This is a genomic window from Sphingomonas sp. FW306-05-A (genome assembly GCF_058782275.1).
Window position 1 is genome coordinate 1,506,192 of sequence record NZ_JBYSXN010000001.1, and the last position, 16,893, is coordinate 1,523,084.

Consider the following 16,893-nt stretch of genomic DNA (forward strand, 5'->3'; position numbering starts at 1 on the left):
GTTCCATAACACTCACGAATCGGAGGGGCGGTGCAGCGATGCGCCGCCTCTTCCCGGGTTTCCGCGTCCCCTCAACGACGGCGGCTGTTGAAAAGGGTATTATCCCATGACCGAAGTCCTCAACACCAACCGCAAGGCCGAGCTGCTCTCGACCACTGTCGAGCATATCGACATCACCAAGTTCGACGCGCGCCCGATTGTCGACGCGATGAAGAAGATGAGCTTCACCAGCCGCGACCTCGGCCGCGCGACCGACATCTACAACCAGATGCTGGCGGACAAGGATTGCTCGATCTTCCTCGTCATCGCGGGCTCGACCTCGGCGGGTGGCTGCATGGATCTCTATGCCGAGCTGCTGCGCAACAACATGATCGACGGCATCGTCGCGACCGGCGCGTCGATCGTCGACATGGATTTCTTCGAGGGCCTCGGCCACAAGCATTACCAGGCGCTCGAAGTGCCGGACGACGACACGCTGCGCTCGCTGCTGATCGACCGGATCTACGACACGTACATCGACGAGGAGCAGCTCCAGCACGTCGACCACACGATCTTCGAGATCGCCGAGACGCTCGAGCCGCGCCCTTATTCGAGCCGCGAGTTCATCCGCGAAATGGGCAAGTATCTCGTCGAGCACGGCAAGAAGGACAACAGCCTGGTCAAGCTCGCCTATGAGCATGACGTGCCGATCTTCTGCCCGGCATTCGTCGACAGCTCGGCAGGCTTCGGCCTCGTCAAGCATCAGGTCGATTCGGTGAAGGCGGGCAAGCCCTATATGGTGCTCGATGCGATCGCCGACTTCCGCGAGCTGACCGAGATCAAGATCAAGGCGGGCGTCACCGGCCTGCTCATGATCGGCGGCGGCGTGCCCAAGAACTTCATCCAGGACACGGTCGTCTGCGCCGAGATCCTCGGGCATGACGACGTTCAGGTCCACAAGTACGCGGTCCAGATCACGGTCGCCGACGTGCGCGATGGTGCGTGCTCGTCCTCGACGCTGCAGGAAGCGGCATCGTGGGGCAAGGTGAACACCGCGATCGAGCAGATGGTGTTCGCCGAAGCGGGCAGCGTCATGCCGCTGCTGGCATCGGACGCCTATCATCGTGGTCTGTGGAAGGACCGCGTCAAGCGTCGTTGGGGCGCAAGCTTCGGTTGATCGGGTCAAGCGCCCGACATGCATAACCGACGCAAGGTTCTGGCGCTTTCCATAGGTGCGGCCGCAGCTCCCGCTGCGGCCGCTGCCCAGGGCCCGAGGTCTTTCCAACCCGGGGCATTGTCGCTGTCCGCAACGCCGAGCTGGCCGCCGCGCGAGAATTTCCCGCTCTGGCCGGGTGCAGCGCCCGGGGTCCGAAACCCCGAACCACTACCCCGATCCGAAATCACCGGGCGGACAGGCGAATATCACGACCTGTGGCTGCGCGGCGTAACCCGCCCCGACGTCGGCGTGATCCGGCCACGTCGCCCCGACGGGCGCGCGGTTTTGATCATGCCCGGCGGGGGCTACAGCTTCACCTCGATCCGAAAGGAAGGGCTCGACGTCGCGCTCGTCCTGGCGGCACGCGGGATCACCGGGTTCGTGCTCAATTATCGGCTGCCCGGCGAAGGCTGGGTCGATCGTGCCAACACGCCGCTGATGGACGCACAGCGCGCAATCCGCCTGATCCGCCACGGTGCCGAACGCTACGGGATCGATCCGCGCAGGATCGGCGTGCTCGGCTTTTCGGCGGGCGGGCATCTCGCCGCGTCGCTTCTCACGCAATATGAAGCGCCGGTCTATCGCCGGATCGACGCCGCCGACGCGCAATCTGCCCGTCCCGACTTCGGGGGGCTGATGTACGCGGTGTCGAACATGGATCAGGGTCGCAGCCACGGCGGGTCGCGCGCCAACCTGCTCGGTCCCACCCCTGATCCCGCGATGGAGCGCCGCTACGCCTGCGACCGCAACATCACGCGCGAGACGCCGCCCATGTACATCGTCCATGCGCAGGACGACCCGACGGTGCCTTTTACCAATGCCATGGACCTGTTCGCCGGCGCACGCGCTGCGCGGATCCCGGTCGAGGCGCACTTTCTGCTGCGTGGTGGGCACGGGTTCGGCGCGCGGTTGCCGACCACCGAAAGCGGGTCGCTCTGGCCCGACCAATATGACCGCTGGATCGGCGAAGTCATGGGGCGGCGCTGACCCACGACATCAGTTGATCCCCCACGCCCGATCCGGCAGCATGACTGCACAAACGGAGGGGGGCGTGATCGATGCATAGTGAAATTATGAAACCCGTAGTGGTGCTGATCCCCTGGACGCTGGTGATGCTGGTGTGGATGGTGGTCACACGGCTTCCCGCGATGAAGGCATCAGGGGTCGATATCACGACGCTGGTCGGCACCAAGGCCGCCGATGCGGATGGACGCCTTCCACCGCAAGTTCAATGGAAAGCGCACAATCACAATCACCTGATGGAACAACCTACGCTGTTCTATGCGGTTTGCGGGGTGATCGCGCTGACCGGCACCGGGGATGGCGCCAACGCCTGGATTGCATGGGCGTATGTGCTGCTCCGGATCGCGCACAGCGTGTGGCAGGCGACGGTCAACAAGGTGTCGGTGCGGTTCGCGCTGTTCCTCGGCGCGTCGCTGGCGCTGGTGGCGCTGACGTTGCATGCGGCGATGGCGGTGTTCGCCTACCACTGATCGCGGTTACCCGAACAGCCGCGCCATCGCGCGTTCGAGCATGACGAGCTGCCACAAGGTTCGCCCATGCTCGGCGACGCCATTACGGTGATCCGCCGCGATCCGCGCGATCGTCGCGGGATCGAACCACCCGGATCCGACGAGAACGCGGGACCGTGACAGCGCCGCCGCCTCGTCGGCAAGTGGACCGCGGAACCACGCGCTAGTCGGGGTCGCTAGCTCCGTATCGGGCCGATACAGCACGTCCTTGGGCAGATAGCGCTCGAGCGCCTTCTTCATCAGCCACTTGCCCTGCCCTCCGCGCAGCCGCATCCCCGCCGGGAGCTTCGCGGCGAACTCGACCAGCCGGTGATCGAGCAACGGTGCGCGCGTTTCCAGTCCGACCGCCATGCTCGTGCGGTCCGTCCTGGTCAGGACGTTGCCGGGCAACCAGTGCTGCAGATCGGCATATTGCGCGCGGTCCATCGCATCGCGCGCGGGGGCGTCGCGCATCGTCGTGACGTAGCGATCCTCCGCCCGATGGCCCGACAGCGCGCGCCTTGCAGCGGCGGTGAACAGCGCAGCGCGTAGAGCAGGTGTCGTGACCCCGACCGAGCGGGCATATGCCTCCGCTCCATCGTCGGCGAGCGCCAGCAACATCGTCTTCGCGCGCAGCGGCCGCGGCGTCCAGTCGGGCTCGGGGTAATGCCGTCCCAGCGCCCCGAACACATTGCGTCGCAGGTCCGGCGGCAGCAACCCGCGGACGCGCTCTTCCGCCACCTGGACCTTGTAGCGCCCGTATCCCGCGAAAGCCGCATCCGCGCCATCGCCCGACAATGCGACCGTCATGTCCTCGCGCGCGAGCTCGCAAAGGCGGTAGGTCGCGAGTGCGGACGCATCGGCGAACGGCTCGTCAAAGGCTTCGACAAGTGTTTCGATTAGCGCGTAATTGTCCGATGTCACCGTGCGTTCGCGATGCGCCGTTGCGAACCGTTGCGAAACTTCGGCAGCAGGACGACGTGCGTCGGGACCGGCGTCCTCGAACCCGATCGTGCATGTCCGGACGGCCCCGCGCGACGCTTCCGACATCAGCGCGACCACCGCCGAACTGTCGACGCCCCCCGACAGGAACGCACCAAGCGGAACGTCCGCGGCCATCCGCGACGTGACCGCATCGCGCAGCAAGGCCTGCAACTCCGCGGCAAGATCGCGCACACTGCCCGTCGCACGCATAGAAAAGTCGACGTTCCACCAGCGTTGCGGCAACGGCACGGTTCGCCCGCGTTCGACCAGCATCGCATGGCCCGCGGGCAGCTTGCAGACGCCCGCGACGAGACATGTATCGTCGGGGACGTATCCGTACGCCAGGTAATCCTCGACCGCACGGATCTCCGGTTCGCGTCGCAACAAAGGATGCGCCAGTAACCCCTTGAGTTCAGACGAAAACGCCAGTGCACCGTCCGCGAGCGTGGTGTAATGCAGCGGCTTTACGCCGAGCCGGTCGCGCGCGAGGAACAGGCATTGCCGCCGCGCATCGTGGACCGCGAAGGCAAACATCCCGTTCAGCCGCGGCAGCATCGCCGGGCCCCATACGTCCCACGCCTGCAGCAGCACCTCGGTATCGCCCGAGGTCTGGAAAACGGCACCGTGCGCCTCTAGTTCGGCGCGCAACGCGACGAAATTACAGATCTCACCGTCGTACGTAATCGTCAGCGCGCCGTCGGCGCTGGTCATCGGCTGCGGTGAGCCTTCCACGTCGATGATCGACAGCCGCCGATGGCCTAGCCCGACACCCGGCGCGGTCCACACGCCGTCACCGTCCGGCCCACGATGCGCCTGCGCGTCCACCATCGCCCGGACTCGGGCGGGGTCGACCGGCTTGGGCATTGACGGATAATATAACCCCGCAATGCCGCCCATCAGCGGGTCACGCCCGCAACCGCGACCGCGCGCTGTGTTTGCCCCGGTCGCCGAGCCCTATGCGTTTCCACCGTCACTACTTTCCGCATGCGTCTCCGTGTCACCAACGCGGTACCATGTCACGATGTCGCGTTCGATCCGCCCGCGTCCAACCATCCGAAGAGACGATCCGCCCGTCCTGCGTGGCAAAGCACCGATCCCGATACGGCTAGCCTGCTCGTGCAGTGTGCCACGTGCCGCCTCCCCATATCGCTTTGTCCCCGTGCCCGCTGCGTTCGCGCGGTCGAGCTTATTGGCGGTTGCAGCTGCATACCGCTTGAACAGCGTGATATCTGCGCAGGGATAATACGACGACGACGACGACGACGACGACGACGACGACGACGACGACGACGACGATGGCGGCGGCGACGGCGGCGGGGGCATTACCCCTTGGTGGCAAAAAATGCCGGGCCGGTTCCGGCTTCGGCCCAGTCGACCAGCAGGGTCAGTACCCGGCGCAACGCGACATCCTGTTCTGCAATCCGCGCCTCCAGGACCGCAATGCGCCGCTCCATCGCGTCGGACGGCGGATCGCCCTCCGGTTCGGCGAGAGGCTGGGCAGCTTCTGGGGCGTTGCCCGCCTTCGGGACCGGGCGGATGCGCGGCGTAACCAGTCTGGAACCCGGCAGATCACCCGCAATATTGGTAAACACCGACCGGACCGCCTCGGCATCGATCGTCGCCAACTGCTCCAGCGCGCCCAACAGCAGCACCCTGCCCGTAAGCTGGTTCAACCGCCGCGGAACGCCCTCCGACGCCGCGTACAGCGCAGCAAAGGCATCGTGGGTGAAGCGCGGGCGATCCGTCGCCCCGACGACTGCGAGCCGGTGGCGGACATAGGGTTCGACTTCCTCGGATCCCATCGGGTCGAGATGATGCACCGCAATTACGCGCTGGCGCAATTGCTCGAGCCGATCCGACCCGCACAGCCGCTCCCGGAACGCCGGCTGCCCGAGCAGGAAGATCTGCAACAAGGGTTGCGCAGCGATCTGGAGGTTGGAGAGCATCCGCAGTTCCTCCAGGCTCGTGATCGGCAAAGCCTGCGCCTCGTCCACGATCAACAGCGTGCGCCGTCCGCCACGAACGATCGCCCGCAACCCTTGCTCGATCTGCGTGAACAGTTGCGCCTTGGTCAGCCCCGCATCGTTGACGTCGAGCCCGGCGGCAACCATCCGCAACAGTCTTCCGCCTCGATCTGGGTGGAAACGATCGTGATGACGTGCAAACGCGACGGGTCGATCGTCGCGGTCAGATGCCCCGCCAGCGTTGTCTTGCCCGCGCCGATCTCGCCGGTGATGACGATGAAGCCCTCCCCCTGCGACAGACCGTAGCCGAGGTACGCCATCGCCTTGCGCTGCGTCGCGGTTTCGAACCAGAACTGCGGGTCGGGGGTCAACTGAAACGGTCGTCCGGTCAGGCCATAATGATCGTGGTACATGTCATCGTCCTCGCCGCCCCCCTACGCGCCCGATCGTTTCGGAAAGGATACTGCATCCGGCGTTGAACGAAGAAAGCTGTCCAGCGTGCGGTACCTCTGGTGATCGCCGGAACGCGGAGGCGTCAGCGCACCGTGTCCGCACCGACGAGCAGTTCGCGGGCGGGCGGATGGCCGAGAAACGCGGTCGGGCTGGCGGTCAGCCCGTAAGCTCCCGCCATGAACACCGCGACCAGATCCCCTACCTCCGCGACTGGAAGCGAAACCCTGTCCGCGAGCCGATCCAGCGGGGTGCACAATGGCCCGACGACGCTGACGGTCTCGGTGTCGCCCCCCGCCCCCGTAGCGATCGACACCGGATAATTCCGGCGGACAACCGTTCCGAGATTGCCGGTGGCGGCGAGCTGGTGATGCAGGCCCCCGTCCACCACAAGGAACGTTTCCCCGCGGCTCTGCTTGCGATCGACGATCCGGGTCAGATACACTCCCGCCTCACCGACCAGCCAACGGCCCAGTTCGATCGCATGGCGCGTGCCGCTGCGGTCGCGCTCGCTGAGCCGTTCGCCAAGTGCCGCGCCGATCGCCTCGACATCGACCGGCTGCTCCCCCGGAAAGTAGGGAATGCCGAACCCGCCCCCCAGATTGACCAGCGGCGGCTGCACGCCGACGGTATCGCTCAGGCGATCCGCCAGTTCGAGCGTGGCGGCCTGGGTCTCGATGATCGCACCCGCATCCAGCGCCTGCGATCCCGCGAAGATATGCCATCCGCGCCAGTCCGCTCCGGCGGCAACGACCGTCTTCGCAACCGCTGCCGCAGCGTCGGCATCGATCCCGAACGGCGAGGCACGGCCCCCCATCCGCATCCCGGAGCCCCGCAGTTCGATGTCGGGGTTTACCCGGATCGCGAGCCGCGGCGTCACCCCCGCACGCTCGGCGATGTCGAGCGCGCGGGTGGACTCGCCAGGCGATTCGATATTGATCGTGATCCCGGCGGAGATTGCGGCTGCGAGCGCGTCGTCGCGTTTGCCGGGGCCGGCGAAACTGATCGTGGGGGCCGTCTTGTGCGGCAATGCCATCGCCAACTCGCCGATCGAGGCGATATCGAACCCGTCGACCAGTGGCGCCATCGCCGCCAGCAACGGCGCGAACGGGTTCGCCTTGATCGCATAATGCAAATCGATACCGGGCGGCATCGCGGCGCGGAAGCGGGCGATCCGTGCGGCTACGATGCTCAGGTCATACACGAACACCGGCGTGTCATCGGCACGTGCCACCCACGTTTCGGCCGTTTCCCCTGCAATGCGCAGTGACGGCCCTGCACCGAAGTCCGCAGGAATGGAGCCCATCGGCTTCATGCAGTCATCTCCGCTTTCAAGGTGGCGCGATCGAGCTTGCCGTTAGCGTTCCGTGGCAATTCGACGCGCCAGACATAGCGCTGCGGTTGCTGGAAGGTCGGCAGTTCCCGCCGTAATCGCGCACGCAGGTCGTCCTCACGGGCTCCGTCACCGCGAGCGACGACGACGATCGCCTGGCCGAGGCGCGGATCGGGCACGCCGATCGCGACCGCTTCGACGGTTTCGCCGCCCGCAACGACGGCGTCCTCGATCTCGGTCGGGCTGATGCGGTTTCCCGCGCTCTTGATCATCTCGTCGTCCCGGCCGACAAACCGCAGCAGTCCGGCCGCATCGGCAGTTACGGTATCACCCGACCACACCGCCATCCCCGTACTTGCCGCCCATTCCGGTGCCGGGCGGAAGCGTTGCGCCGTACGCTCGGGCTCGTTCCAATATCCGTGCGCCACCAGCGGCCCGGCGTGGACGAGTTCGCCGGGTTCGTCGATGTCAGCGGGTGACCCGTCCGGCCTCACCACCAGCACTTCCGCGAACGGAATAGCGCGGCCGATCGAGTCCGGGTGTTCCGCAACAAGTTCGGGCGGGAGATAGGTCGAGCGAAACGCCTCGGTCAGCCCGTACATCGGATAGATGCGAGCCTGCGGAAACCGATCCCGAAGCCCGGCAATCAGCGGGGCGGTCAATGCCCCGCCGGAATTCGTCAATCGTTTCAGACTGCTTGCTGTCGCATCTGGCCAATTTGTCTCAAGCAGTTGGACCCATAAAGGCGGAACGCCTGCGAGCGTCGTCGCACCGACCCGGTCGACCGCCTTCACCACATCGCGCGCAGTAAGATAATCGAGCGGCGCATAACGCGCACCCGCTGCCCAGGTTGAGAACAGCTGGTTTTGCCCGTAATCGAAGCTGAGCGGCAATACGCCGAGCACCCGGTCCTGCGGCTTCAGGTCGAGATACGCCGCCACGCTGATCGCGCCAAGCCAGAGGTTCGCATGGCTAAGCATCACGCCCTTGGGGCGGCCGGTCGATCCCGACGTGTACAGGATCGCCGCCAGGGCATCCGTATTCGCGGCAGAGGGAGGAAGAACGGTGGCGTCGAGCCGAACATCCGTTTCGAGATGTATCGCGCATCCCTCTGGGATATCGCCGACTTCCAGCGTGTCCTTGCGGGCCGGCTGTGTCACCAGCAGTTCCGCGCCACTGTCCGAGACGATATGCGCCACCTGCGCGCGCTTGAGCATCGGATTGATCGGCACGTGGACCAGTCCCGCCCGCGGCGCCGCAAGCGGCAGGACGCACGCCATCCGTGTCTTGGGCAGCCAGCTTGCAACACGCGCTCCGGGTGCCAGTCCCAACCCCGCCAGCCAACCGGCAACCGCCCCGGTCATCCGTTCGAGACCGGCAAAGTCGAGCGACCCGTGCTGATCGATCAGCGCGACGTCGGACGCCGCGCCGCGCGACAGGACGGTATCGATCGGAACGGGCGTGGGATCGGGCGGGATCATGGTTCCTGATACCGCGCTTCGCCGGGGTGTGAAGGGGTTGCGCGTGGCCGCCCTTGGCAGCGCGCCGTGCATTCTCTATCGCACCCGTCCATCATCAGATGAAACCGGGGCTTTCAGTGCTGCCTGACAATTACGCCGAGATCGACACCACCATCCGCGCGTGCCTTCGCGATGTGCTCGGGCTGAGCGAGGAAAGGGTCGCCAGCTTCCACGAGGAGACACCGTTGTTCGGCGCACTTCCGGAGCTCGACTCGATGGCAGTCGCCGGGTTGCTGACCGAGATCGAGGAACGCCTCGGCATCCTGATCGAGGATGACGAAGTCGATGGGGAGATGCTTGAAAGCTTCGGCGCGCTTGTTCGCTTCGCGGCAGCACACACGCCACGATGATGGCGGGCTGATCGAGACCTAAGTCCAGCGCGGCGGCCAGACGGCAACGCCGCGCTTGACGACGCCTGCTATTCCGCAGCCTCGGCCATCTCGAATTCCATCTCCGCAAGGAACCGCTCGGCATCGAGCGCGGCCATGCAGCCGGTGCCCGCTGCGGTCACGGCCTGGCGGTAGACCTTGTCCATCACGTCGCCGCACGCGAACACGCCGGGGACACTCGTCCGCGTAGAGCCCGTCTCGGTCGAGATATAGTGGTCCTCATCGAGGTCGAGATGTCCGCGAAACAATTCCGTCGCCGGATGATGCCCGATCGCGACGAAGCCGCCCTCGGTATCGAGACGTGACTTCTCGCCCGTCACCGTATCGATCAGGTCGATCCCGACGAGCCCGGCGGTGCCGCCGCCATCGACGAAACTGTCGACTTCTTTGTTCCACAACACCGTCACGCCCTTATGCGCGAACAGGCGCTCCTGAAGAATCCGCTCGGCGCGAAGCGTGTCACGGCGATGGATCAGCGTTACGTCGGGCGAATGGTTGGTGAGGTACAATGCCTCCTCGACCGCTGTATTGCCGCCGCCGATGACCGCGACCTTCTTGCCGCGATAGAAAAACCCGTCGCACGTCGCGCAGGCGCTGACCCCCTTGCCCTTCAGCGCATCCTCGCTGTCGAGGCCGAGCCACTTGGCCTGCGCGCCCGTCGCGATGACGAGCACGTCGCCTTCATAGACGTCGCCGCCGTCGCCGATCAGCCGGAACGGGCGCCGTGACAGGTCGACCTCGACGACCGTGTCGTACATCAACTGCGTGCCGACGTGTTCCGCCTGCTTCTGCATCTGCTCCATCAGCCAAGGGCCCTGGATGACGTCTGCGAAGCCCGGATAATTCTCGACGTCGGTCGTCGTCATCAACTGGCCGCCGGGCTGGATGCCCTGGACGAGGATCGGCTTCATGCCGGCGCGCGCGCCATAAATGGCGGCGGACAGCCCGGCGGGCCCCGAACCGAGGATCAACATGCGAGTGGTATAGGTGGTCATGATGGCTTTCGTCCTGTCGGCCCGCCGCGTCTAGGGTCGCGACGGGCCGGCTGACAACATGGGGGGCGCGCCGCGTCAAGCAAGAGCTTGCCCGGCGCACCAAGGCTCAGGCGGGCATCCGGTACATGGCACAGAGCTTGTTGCCGGCCGGATCGCGGAGATAGGCGAGGTAAAGATTGCCGAACGAGCCTTCGCGGACACCAGGGGGGTTTTCGCAGGCCGTACCACCGCTTGCGAGCCCGGCGGCATGCCAGGCGTCCGCCGCTTCGGGGGATTCGGCCGCGAACCCGATCGTTCCGCCGTTGGCGTGGCACGCGGGCGCACCATCGATCGGCTTGGTCACGATGAACCGCCCGCCGTTGTTCATATAGAAAAGGCGTCCCGACGGATCGAGCTTGCCCGCACTACCGCCAAGCGCGGCGAGCGTCGCATCGTAAAACGTGCGCGAGGCCTCGATGTCGTTCGATCCGACCATGATATGACTGAACACGAATCCTGCTCCATGGAACTGTATGTTGGGACCGACAGGATTAGCACTTCGATACGGCGACGCTACCGATTTGGTAGCGGAGGAGGGACTTGAACCCCCGACCCCAGGATTATGATTCCCGTGCTCTAACCAGCTGAGCTACTCCGCCAAGCCGTATCGAAGAAGCGGCGCTATAGGTGCGGGACCGGCGCGCGGTCAACCGCCTTTTCACGCAAATATGTGACGCGACAGCGGTTCCCACGGTCCGCCACGATACCACCAGCTTGCCAGACCCACGATCCGGGCGCTCCGCGGGCGGAAATCCGCCTCCAGTGACGCCTTGAGCGCCTTGGCGACCGCAGGGTCGACCTTGTTCTGCACGGTCACGTGTGGACGCCAACCGGAGCGGTCCTGCGGCGTCAGCACGGTTTCGAACGCATCCGCCAGGTTAGCGCGAATCTCCTCGAGTTCCGGGCAATCGATTCGGAACGCAACGCCGCGGCCGAGCGACATAACGCCGGCGATTCGGGCCTCGGGCGCGGGCACACCGCGCGTCTCGGCGGTCAGCCGCTGCTTCAGCTCGCGCTCCAGGCTCGGCGCGAGGTGGTGGAACATCGTCAGATGCGCCGCGAGCTGGTTGCGTTCGGGCGGAAAGTGCGTCCGGCGCAGATCGTCGAAGAACGCGGTATCCGCGGGGCCGAACAGCGCCGTCACGATGATCGGCGCGGGGGTGGAAGTGTCCAAGGTCAAATCTCTAGCTGGCTGCCAAGTTCGACCACGCGGTTGGTCGGCAGGCGGAAGAATTCCATCGCGCTCTCGGCGTTGCGCAGCATCCAGGCGAACAGCTTCTCGCGCCAGATCATCATCCCCGGCCGCGACGACGGCAACAACGTCTGCCGCGCCAGGAAGAAGCTGGTGTCGATCATCCGGAACTCTGCCCCGCAGCGATGCACATTCGCCAGCGCATGCGGCACGTCAGGCTCCTCGACGAAGCCGTAGCGCAGGATCATCCGGTGGAACCCCGACCCGAGGTCGTCGAGCGAGCAACGCTGCCCTTCCGGGATATACGGCTCGTCCGCGATCTTGACCGTCAGCAGGATGATTCGCTCATGGAGCACCTTGTTGTGCTTGAGGTTGTGCAGCAGCGCGTGGGGGACGCCCTCCGGCGACGACGTCATGAACACCGCAGTCCCCGGCACGCGTGTCGCCGACGTCGCTGCGGACTGGATGAACACCTTGATCGGCATGGCCGATTCGCGCATCCGGTCGATCATCAATTGCCGCCCCTTCGACCAGGTCGTCAGCACGACGAAGATGAAGAACCCGACGAGCAGCGGGAACCACCCGCCCGAGGAAATCTTGGTCAGGTTGGCGGTGAAATAGGCACCGTCGACCAGGAAGAAGATCCCGAGCAGCGGAATGGCGAGGAACTTCGACCAGTTCCACAAGCGGAACAGCACGATCGTCAGCAGGCACGTATCGATCAGCATCGCCCCCGTCACCGCGATCCCGTACGCCGAGGTGAGATTGGACGAGGTGCGGAAGAAGATCAGCAGCAGCAGCACCATCGTGCCGAGAATCCAGTTGATCAGCGGCAGATAGATTTGACCGACCGTCGCGGCGCTGGTGTGCTCGATCCGAAGCCGCGGGATGAACCCCAGCTGGATCGCCTGATGCGTCACCGAGAACGCGCCCGAGATCACCGCCTGCGACGCGATCACCGCCGCCGCGATCGACAACAGTACCAGCGGCAGGCGCAGATGGTCGGTCGCGAGCATATAGAACGGGCTTTCGAGCGCGGGCATCCCGATGCGCGACAGCAACGCCCCCTGCCCCATGTAATTGAGCATCAGCGCGGGCAGCACGACGCACAGCCACGACACGCGGATCGGATTGCGGCCGAAATGCCCCATGTCCGAATAGAGCGCCTCGGCCCCCGTCACGGCGAGCACGACCGACCCCAGTGCGAGGAACGCAGGGAGCGGGTCCGATGCGAAGAACTCGAACGCATAATGCGGCGACAGCGCCCACAGGATCTGCGGCGTCTCGATGATGCTCAACAGCCCGAGCGCCGCGATCACCGCGAAATAGACCATCATCACCGGTCCGAAGAACAGGCTGACGCGCGCGGTGCCGCTGCGCTGGATCGAGAACAGCCCGATCACGATCGCCATCGCGATCGGCAGAACGAATTGCGACAGCCCCGGTGCCGCGACCTTGAGCCCCTCGACCGCCGACAACACCGACACCGCCGGGGTGATCATGCTGTCACCGTAGAATAAAGCAGTCGCGAACACCCCCAGCAGGACGATCCCGCGCGACCAGCGCCGCGTCGTCGTCTTTCCGTTGACCAGCGCCAGCAGGGCCAGGCTACCGCCCTCACCCTTGTTGTCCGCGCGCATCAGGATCGCGACATATTTGAACGTCACGACGATCATCATCGACCAGAAGATCAGGCTGACGACGCCCATGATGTGCAACGCGTCGACCGCGAGCCGGTGGTGCCCGGCGAAGGTTTCGCGGAAGGCGTAGATCGGGCTGGTCCCGATATCGCCGAACACCACGCCGACCGCACCGACCGCGAGCCGGAGAAGCCCGTTCTTGCGGTGTTGCGGCTCGATCGTGGCGGAGTCGCCTACGGTCGTCAGGTCCGTTGCGGATGCGTTGACGGTGCTCACAATGTGCTGAATCTCAAGCCGATTTCAAACAGATAGGTCGGGAATGACCGCATGATGCCAAGGCCTCGATGGTGCAGCGCAATAGCACGCGCCCAAAGCCCGGGCAACGCGTCCCAAACGCGCGCGCGCCATCCGGGTCAAGCCTCGGTCGCAAGCGTGCGGATGGTGAATTGCGTGATCAGTCGGTGTACGCCTGGAAGCACCGAGAGCACTTCGCGATGGATGCGTTCGTAGCTGTCGTCTTCGCGGACCAGGACCTTGAGCAGGTAATCGGATTCCCCGCTCATCAGATGCGCCTCGCTGACTTGCGCCGTCCGCGCCAGCGCCTGTTCGAACGCCATCATCGTCGCCTGCCGCTGGTCGGTCAGCGTTACCGAGACGAACATGGTCGAGGGATTGCCGCGCGCCGCCGCCGACAGGCGGGCTCGATAGCCCAGGATCATCCCTTGCTGTTCGAGCGCCTTGACGCGCCGGTGCGCCGCCGATGGCGAAAGCCCGACCCGCGCGCCGAGGTCCTCGCTGGTCATACCCGAGTCCGCGCCGAGCTGCGCGATGATCTTGCTGTCGATACTGTCCATCTGCGAGCGCTTTGCGCCTATCCGCCTTACCGCACAATATCATCCTGAATGCGCAGAGGTTGGCGGACGACTTTGCAAGCACATTCCGCCCCGACTGGTGTATTCTGCGCCAAACCAAAACGGAGAGTGACATGCGCGTTGGCGTTCCCAAGGAAATCAAGAACCACGAATACCGCGTCGGCCTGACGCCCCCGTCGGTCGCCGAACTGGTTGCAGCCGGCCATACCGTCGCGGTTCAGACCGGTGCCGGCCTCGGGATCGACTTCGAGGACGCGGACTATGTCGCGGCCGGCGCGACGATCCTCCCGGATGCCGCCAGCGTGTTCGCGCAAAGCGACATGATCGTGAAGGTCAAGGAGCCGCAGGCGAGCGAGATCGCGCTGCTGGAAAGCCGCCACCTGCTCTTCACCTATCTCCACCTTGCAGCAGACAAGCCGCAGGCTGAAGGCCTGATGAAGTCGGGTGCCACCTGCATCGCTTATGAGACGGTGACCGCGCACGATCGCTCGCTCCCCTTGCTCAAGCCGATGAGCGAAGTCGCCGGCCGGATGTCGATCCAGGTCGGTGCGCATTATCTCGAGAAGGAACAGGGCGGTCGCGGCGTATTGCTCGGCGGGGTTCCGGGCGTTGCACCAGCGCGCGTGGCGATCCTCGGCGGCGGTGTTTCCGGCGTCAATGCGGCGCAAATGGCGGTCGGCATGCGCGCCGACGTCACGATCTACGACATTTCGAATGCGCGACTGGCGGAACTCGACATGTTCTTCGGCAGCCAGATCAAGACCGCTTATGCCAGCAAGGCGGCGATCGCGGCGGCGGTGAAGAACGCGCATCTGGTGATCGGTGCGGTGCTCGTCCCCGGCGCGGCGGCCCCCAAGCTCGTCACCCGCGACATGCTCAAGACGATGAAGCGCGGCTCGGTACTCGTCGATATCGCGATCGATCAGGGCGGTTGCTTCGAGACGAGCCACGCGACCACGCATGAGGACCCCGTGTTCGAGGTCGACGGCGTGATCCATTACTGCGTGGCCAACATGCCGGGCGCGGTCGCGCGTACGTCGGCGTTCGCGCTCAACAACGCGACGCTGCCGTTCGTGCTCAAGCTGGCAGGGCTTGGCGCGGAAGCGGCAATGGCAGCCGATCCGCATCTCGCCAACGGCCTCAACGTATCGGGCGGCAAGATCCGGCACGAAGCAGTGGCAGAAGCGCTCGACCTGCCGTTCGACGCCTGGACTCACTAAGACACCTCGCACCGCTCCGGCGAAGCTGATACGATGCATCCGTGCGTATCGTTCAGCTCGTCGGAGCCCTGCTCTGCCTCTTGGGGTCACCCGCAGCGGCGCAAGTCATTCCCCCACCGTTGCCGGCGCCGATCGTTCAGATCCTGCCGATTGCGCCGGTTGCCACGCCCCCTCCCGTCGCTTTGACCAAGCCAGCGCCGTTGCACGAGACCGCCGCCGATGCGCTGAGCGAAGATGCGCAGGAATATGCGCACCAGTTTTCCGTGCCGATCGCGGAAGCGCGCAGTCGCCTCGTCGCGCAGGAAGCCAGCGTCACCACGACCGATGCCATCGCCGATGCCTATCGCGACAGGCTTGCCGGCATAGCGATCGAACACCGACCGACGTATCGCATACAGGTCTACCTTACCGGTACCGAGCCGGTTGCCGACCAGCGTGTCGTGGTCGGTAGTTTCTCGGTGCCAATCCAGTTCCGTACCGGCGCACGCGTGACTCGCGATCGGGTGATCTGGGCGATGACCAATCGGCAAGCCGCGATCCGCGCCGCCTTGCGCAGCCCCCCCGGAATGGGGCTGGATCCCCGCACCGGCGAACTGGTCATCACGATCGGAAGCCTCGACGCGCGCGACGGGATCGACGTGATCCGCCAACGGATCGAGGCGATCGCCGGGGTTCCGGTCCAGGTCCGCGCGGTCGATCATGTCGACGTCAATCTTGCGGTCGAGGGCGGTGCGCGGGTCGAGGGCGTCGACCCGGGCGACGGCAAGCGGTACCTTTGCACGTCGGGATTTGCCGTGACCGACGGCACGCGCGACGCGATCACGACCGCGGCGCATTGCGTCGACGAACTGAGCTACCGTGACCGGACGGGCACGCTGGTGGCCTTGCCGTTCGTGGCACAATGGGGCTGGGGTTACCGCGACGTCCAGATCAATGCCTCGCCGGAACGGCTGGAACCGACTTTCTTCGCCGATACCGCCAAGACCCGCGTTCGCAGCGTTACCGGCACCCGCAGTCGCGCCAGCACGCGCGCGGGGGATTTCGTATGTCATCGCGGCGAACGCACAGGGTATAGCTGCGCCGTCGTCCAACTCACTGATTTCGCGCCTGCTGGTGACTTGTGTGGGGGTGCCTGCCTGCCGACCTGGGTCGCGGTTGCCGGTCCGACGTGCAAGGGTGGCGACAGTGGGTCCCCGGTATTCACCGGAACCACGGCGCTCGGGATCGTGAAAGGCGCCAGTTACCGCCGTGACGGGAGCTGTGCCTTCTATTTCTACATGGCCGTCGATTATCTCCCGGAAGGCTGGGCCATCCTCCGTCTGCCGCAAACACCGGGTTTGGCACGACCAAACCGCTAACTATTGTTGTCGTGCACGGCATGCCGACATAAGCGCCCCCGCGTGCATAGGTCCGCTACCGTTGCCGACAGCCTGCTCAACTGCTGGTGATCGGCAAGGTATCCCATTGATCAACAAAGCTTGTCTTCCGACGCAGACACGACCATCGTCGGTGTGCAGTGGTAGAGGGGCTACCTTCGCACGCCGCGCGGCACCGAAGTCACGTTAATCAATCACACATAACAACGTGGC

14 protein-coding genes, 1 tRNA gene and 1 pseudogene are annotated in these 16,893 nt (G+C 65.2%); 6 read left to right on the forward strand and 10 right to left on the reverse strand.

The window, feature by feature from the left end; all coding sequences use genetic code 11:
* Positions 1-106 precede the first annotated feature (106 nt).
* From AC3WJR_RS06840 to AC3WJR_RS06850, 3 genes are all read left to right on the forward strand, one after another.
* A complete protein-coding gene (locus tag AC3WJR_RS06840) occupies positions 107-1,156 on the forward strand; it encodes a 1,9-bis(guanidino)-5-aza-nonane synthase (RefSeq protein ID WP_492723398.1) in 1,050 nt (349 codons plus the stop codon).
* A 117-nt stretch (positions 1,157-1,273) separates the two neighbouring features.
* Positions 1,274-2,182: an alpha/beta hydrolase gene (locus tag AC3WJR_RS06845; protein ID WP_492723399.1), complete on the forward strand. Its 909-nt coding sequence runs from the start codon at positions 1,274-1,276 to the stop codon at positions 2,180-2,182.
* A gap of 71 nt (positions 2,183-2,253) precedes the next feature.
* Complete coding sequence (locus tag AC3WJR_RS06850) at positions 2,254-2,688, forward strand: MAPEG family protein (RefSeq protein ID WP_492723400.1); 435 nt, start codon at positions 2,254-2,256, stop codon at positions 2,686-2,688.
* A 6-nt stretch (positions 2,689-2,694) separates the two neighbouring features.
* Here AC3WJR_RS06850 and AC3WJR_RS06855 read toward each other — a convergent pair whose 3' ends face one another.
* From AC3WJR_RS06855 to AC3WJR_RS06870, 4 genes and pseudogenes are all read right to left on the reverse strand, one after another.
* A complete protein-coding gene (locus AC3WJR_RS06855; protein ID WP_492723401.1) occupies positions 2,695-4,587 on the reverse strand; it encodes an XrtA/PEP-CTERM system amidotransferase in 1,893 nt (630 codons plus the stop codon).
* A 425-nt stretch (positions 4,588-5,012) separates the two neighbouring features.
* Positions 5,013-6,067, reverse strand: a pseudogene (locus AC3WJR_RS06860) (ExeA family protein).
* Positions 6,068-6,189: 122 nt separating this feature from the next.
* Entirely contained in the window at positions 6,190-7,419 is a 1,230-nt protein-coding gene (locus AC3WJR_RS06865; protein WP_492723402.1) for a pyridoxal-dependent decarboxylase, exosortase A system-associated, read from the reverse strand.
* Positions 7,416-8,918, reverse strand: a complete 1,503-nt coding sequence (locus tag AC3WJR_RS06870) for an acyl-CoA ligase (AMP-forming), exosortase A system-associated (protein WP_492723403.1) — start codon at positions 8,916-8,918, stop codon at positions 7,416-7,418. Before AC3WJR_RS06870 ends, AC3WJR_RS06865 begins: the two co-directional genes overlap by 4 nt.
* Positions 8,919-9,016: 98 nt before the next feature.
* Between AC3WJR_RS06870 and AC3WJR_RS06875 the strand changes: the two genes are divergently transcribed.
* The gene (locus tag AC3WJR_RS06875; RefSeq protein ID WP_492723404.1) at positions 9,017-9,307 is read left to right on the forward strand and encodes an acyl carrier protein; all 291 of its coding nucleotides are present in this window, start codon (positions 9,017-9,019) and stop codon (positions 9,305-9,307) included.
* A gap of 68 nt (positions 9,308-9,375) precedes the next feature.
* On the opposite strand, the gene trxB is transcribed toward AC3WJR_RS06875, so the two are convergent.
* The 6 genes from trxB to AC3WJR_RS06905 form a co-directional block, all read right to left on the reverse strand.
* On the reverse strand, positions 9,376-10,341 hold the full coding sequence (gene trxB, locus AC3WJR_RS06880; RefSeq protein WP_492723405.1) for a thioredoxin-disulfide reductase: 966 nt from the start codon (positions 10,339-10,341) through the stop codon (positions 9,376-9,378).
* Between the two features lie 106 nt (positions 10,342-10,447).
* The gene (locus AC3WJR_RS06885; protein WP_492723406.1) at positions 10,448-10,831 is read right to left on the reverse strand and encodes a VOC family protein; all 384 of its coding nucleotides are present in this window, start codon (positions 10,829-10,831) and stop codon (positions 10,448-10,450) included.
* Positions 10,832-10,902: 71 nt separating this feature from the next.
* A tRNA-Met gene (locus AC3WJR_RS06890) sits at positions 10,903-10,979 on the reverse strand.
* A gap of 59 nt (positions 10,980-11,038) precedes the next feature.
* Positions 11,039-11,554: a 2'-5' RNA ligase family protein gene (locus tag AC3WJR_RS06895; RefSeq protein ID WP_492723407.1), complete on the reverse strand. Its 516-nt coding sequence runs from the start codon at positions 11,552-11,554 to the stop codon at positions 11,039-11,041.
* Positions 11,555-11,556: 2 nt separating this feature from the next.
* Positions 11,557-13,488, reverse strand: coding sequence for a potassium transporter Kup (locus AC3WJR_RS06900; protein ID WP_492723408.1), 1,932 nt, complete (start codon positions 13,486-13,488; stop codon positions 11,557-11,559).
* 137 nt (positions 13,489-13,625) lie between these two features.
* Positions 13,626-14,066 carry an Lrp/AsnC family transcriptional regulator gene (locus AC3WJR_RS06905; RefSeq protein ID WP_492723409.1) on the reverse strand — a complete coding sequence of 147 codons (441 nt, stop codon included), beginning with the start codon at positions 14,064-14,066 and terminating at the stop codon, positions 13,626-13,628.
* 131 nt (positions 14,067-14,197) lie between these two features.
* On the opposite strand from AC3WJR_RS06905, the gene ald reads away from it, so the two are divergent.
* Positions 14,198-15,304: an alanine dehydrogenase gene (gene ald, locus AC3WJR_RS06910; RefSeq protein WP_492723410.1), complete on the forward strand. Its 1,107-nt coding sequence runs from the start codon at positions 14,198-14,200 to the stop codon at positions 15,302-15,304.
* Positions 15,305-15,345: 41 nt separating this feature from the next.
* A complete protein-coding gene (locus AC3WJR_RS06915; RefSeq protein WP_492723411.1) occupies positions 15,346-16,662 on the forward strand; it encodes a chymotrypsin family serine protease in 1,317 nt (438 codons plus the stop codon).
* Positions 16,663-16,893: the final 231 nt, after the last annotated feature.

What these genes read in the sequence shown, in the direction of transcription:
- AC3WJR_RS06870 (WP_492723403.1), bottom strand. Translation starts at nt 8,918, where the DNA reads ATGATCCCGCCCGATCCCACGCCCGTTCCGATCGATACCGTCCTGTCG.
- AC3WJR_RS06850 (WP_492723400.1), top strand. Translation starts at nt 2,254, where the DNA reads ATGCATAGTGAAATTATGAAACCCGTAGTGGTGCTGATCCCCTGGACG.
- AC3WJR_RS06905 (WP_492723409.1), bottom strand. Translation starts at nt 14,066, where the DNA reads ATGGACAGTATCGACAGCAAGATCATCGCGCAGCTCGGCGCGGACTCG.
- AC3WJR_RS06865 (WP_492723402.1), bottom strand. Translation starts at nt 7,419, where the DNA reads ATGAAGCCGATGGGCTCCATTCCTGCGGACTTCGGTGCAGGGCCGTCA.
- AC3WJR_RS06840 (WP_492723398.1), top strand. Translation starts at nt 107, where the DNA reads ATGACCGAAGTCCTCAACACCAACCGCAAGGCCGAGCTGCTCTCGACC.
- trxB (WP_492723405.1), bottom strand. Translation starts at nt 10,341, where the DNA reads ATGACCACCTATACCACTCGCATGTTGATCCTCGGTTCGGGGCCCGCC.
- AC3WJR_RS06875 (WP_492723404.1), top strand. Translation starts at nt 9,017, where the DNA reads ATGAAACCGGGGCTTTCAGTGCTGCCTGACAATTACGCCGAGATCGAC.
- ald (WP_492723410.1), top strand. Translation starts at nt 14,198, where the DNA reads ATGCGCGTTGGCGTTCCCAAGGAAATCAAGAACCACGAATACCGCGTC.
- AC3WJR_RS06855 (WP_492723401.1), bottom strand. Translation starts at nt 4,587, where the DNA reads ATGGGCGGCATTGCGGGGTTATATTATCCGTCAATGCCCAAGCCGGTC.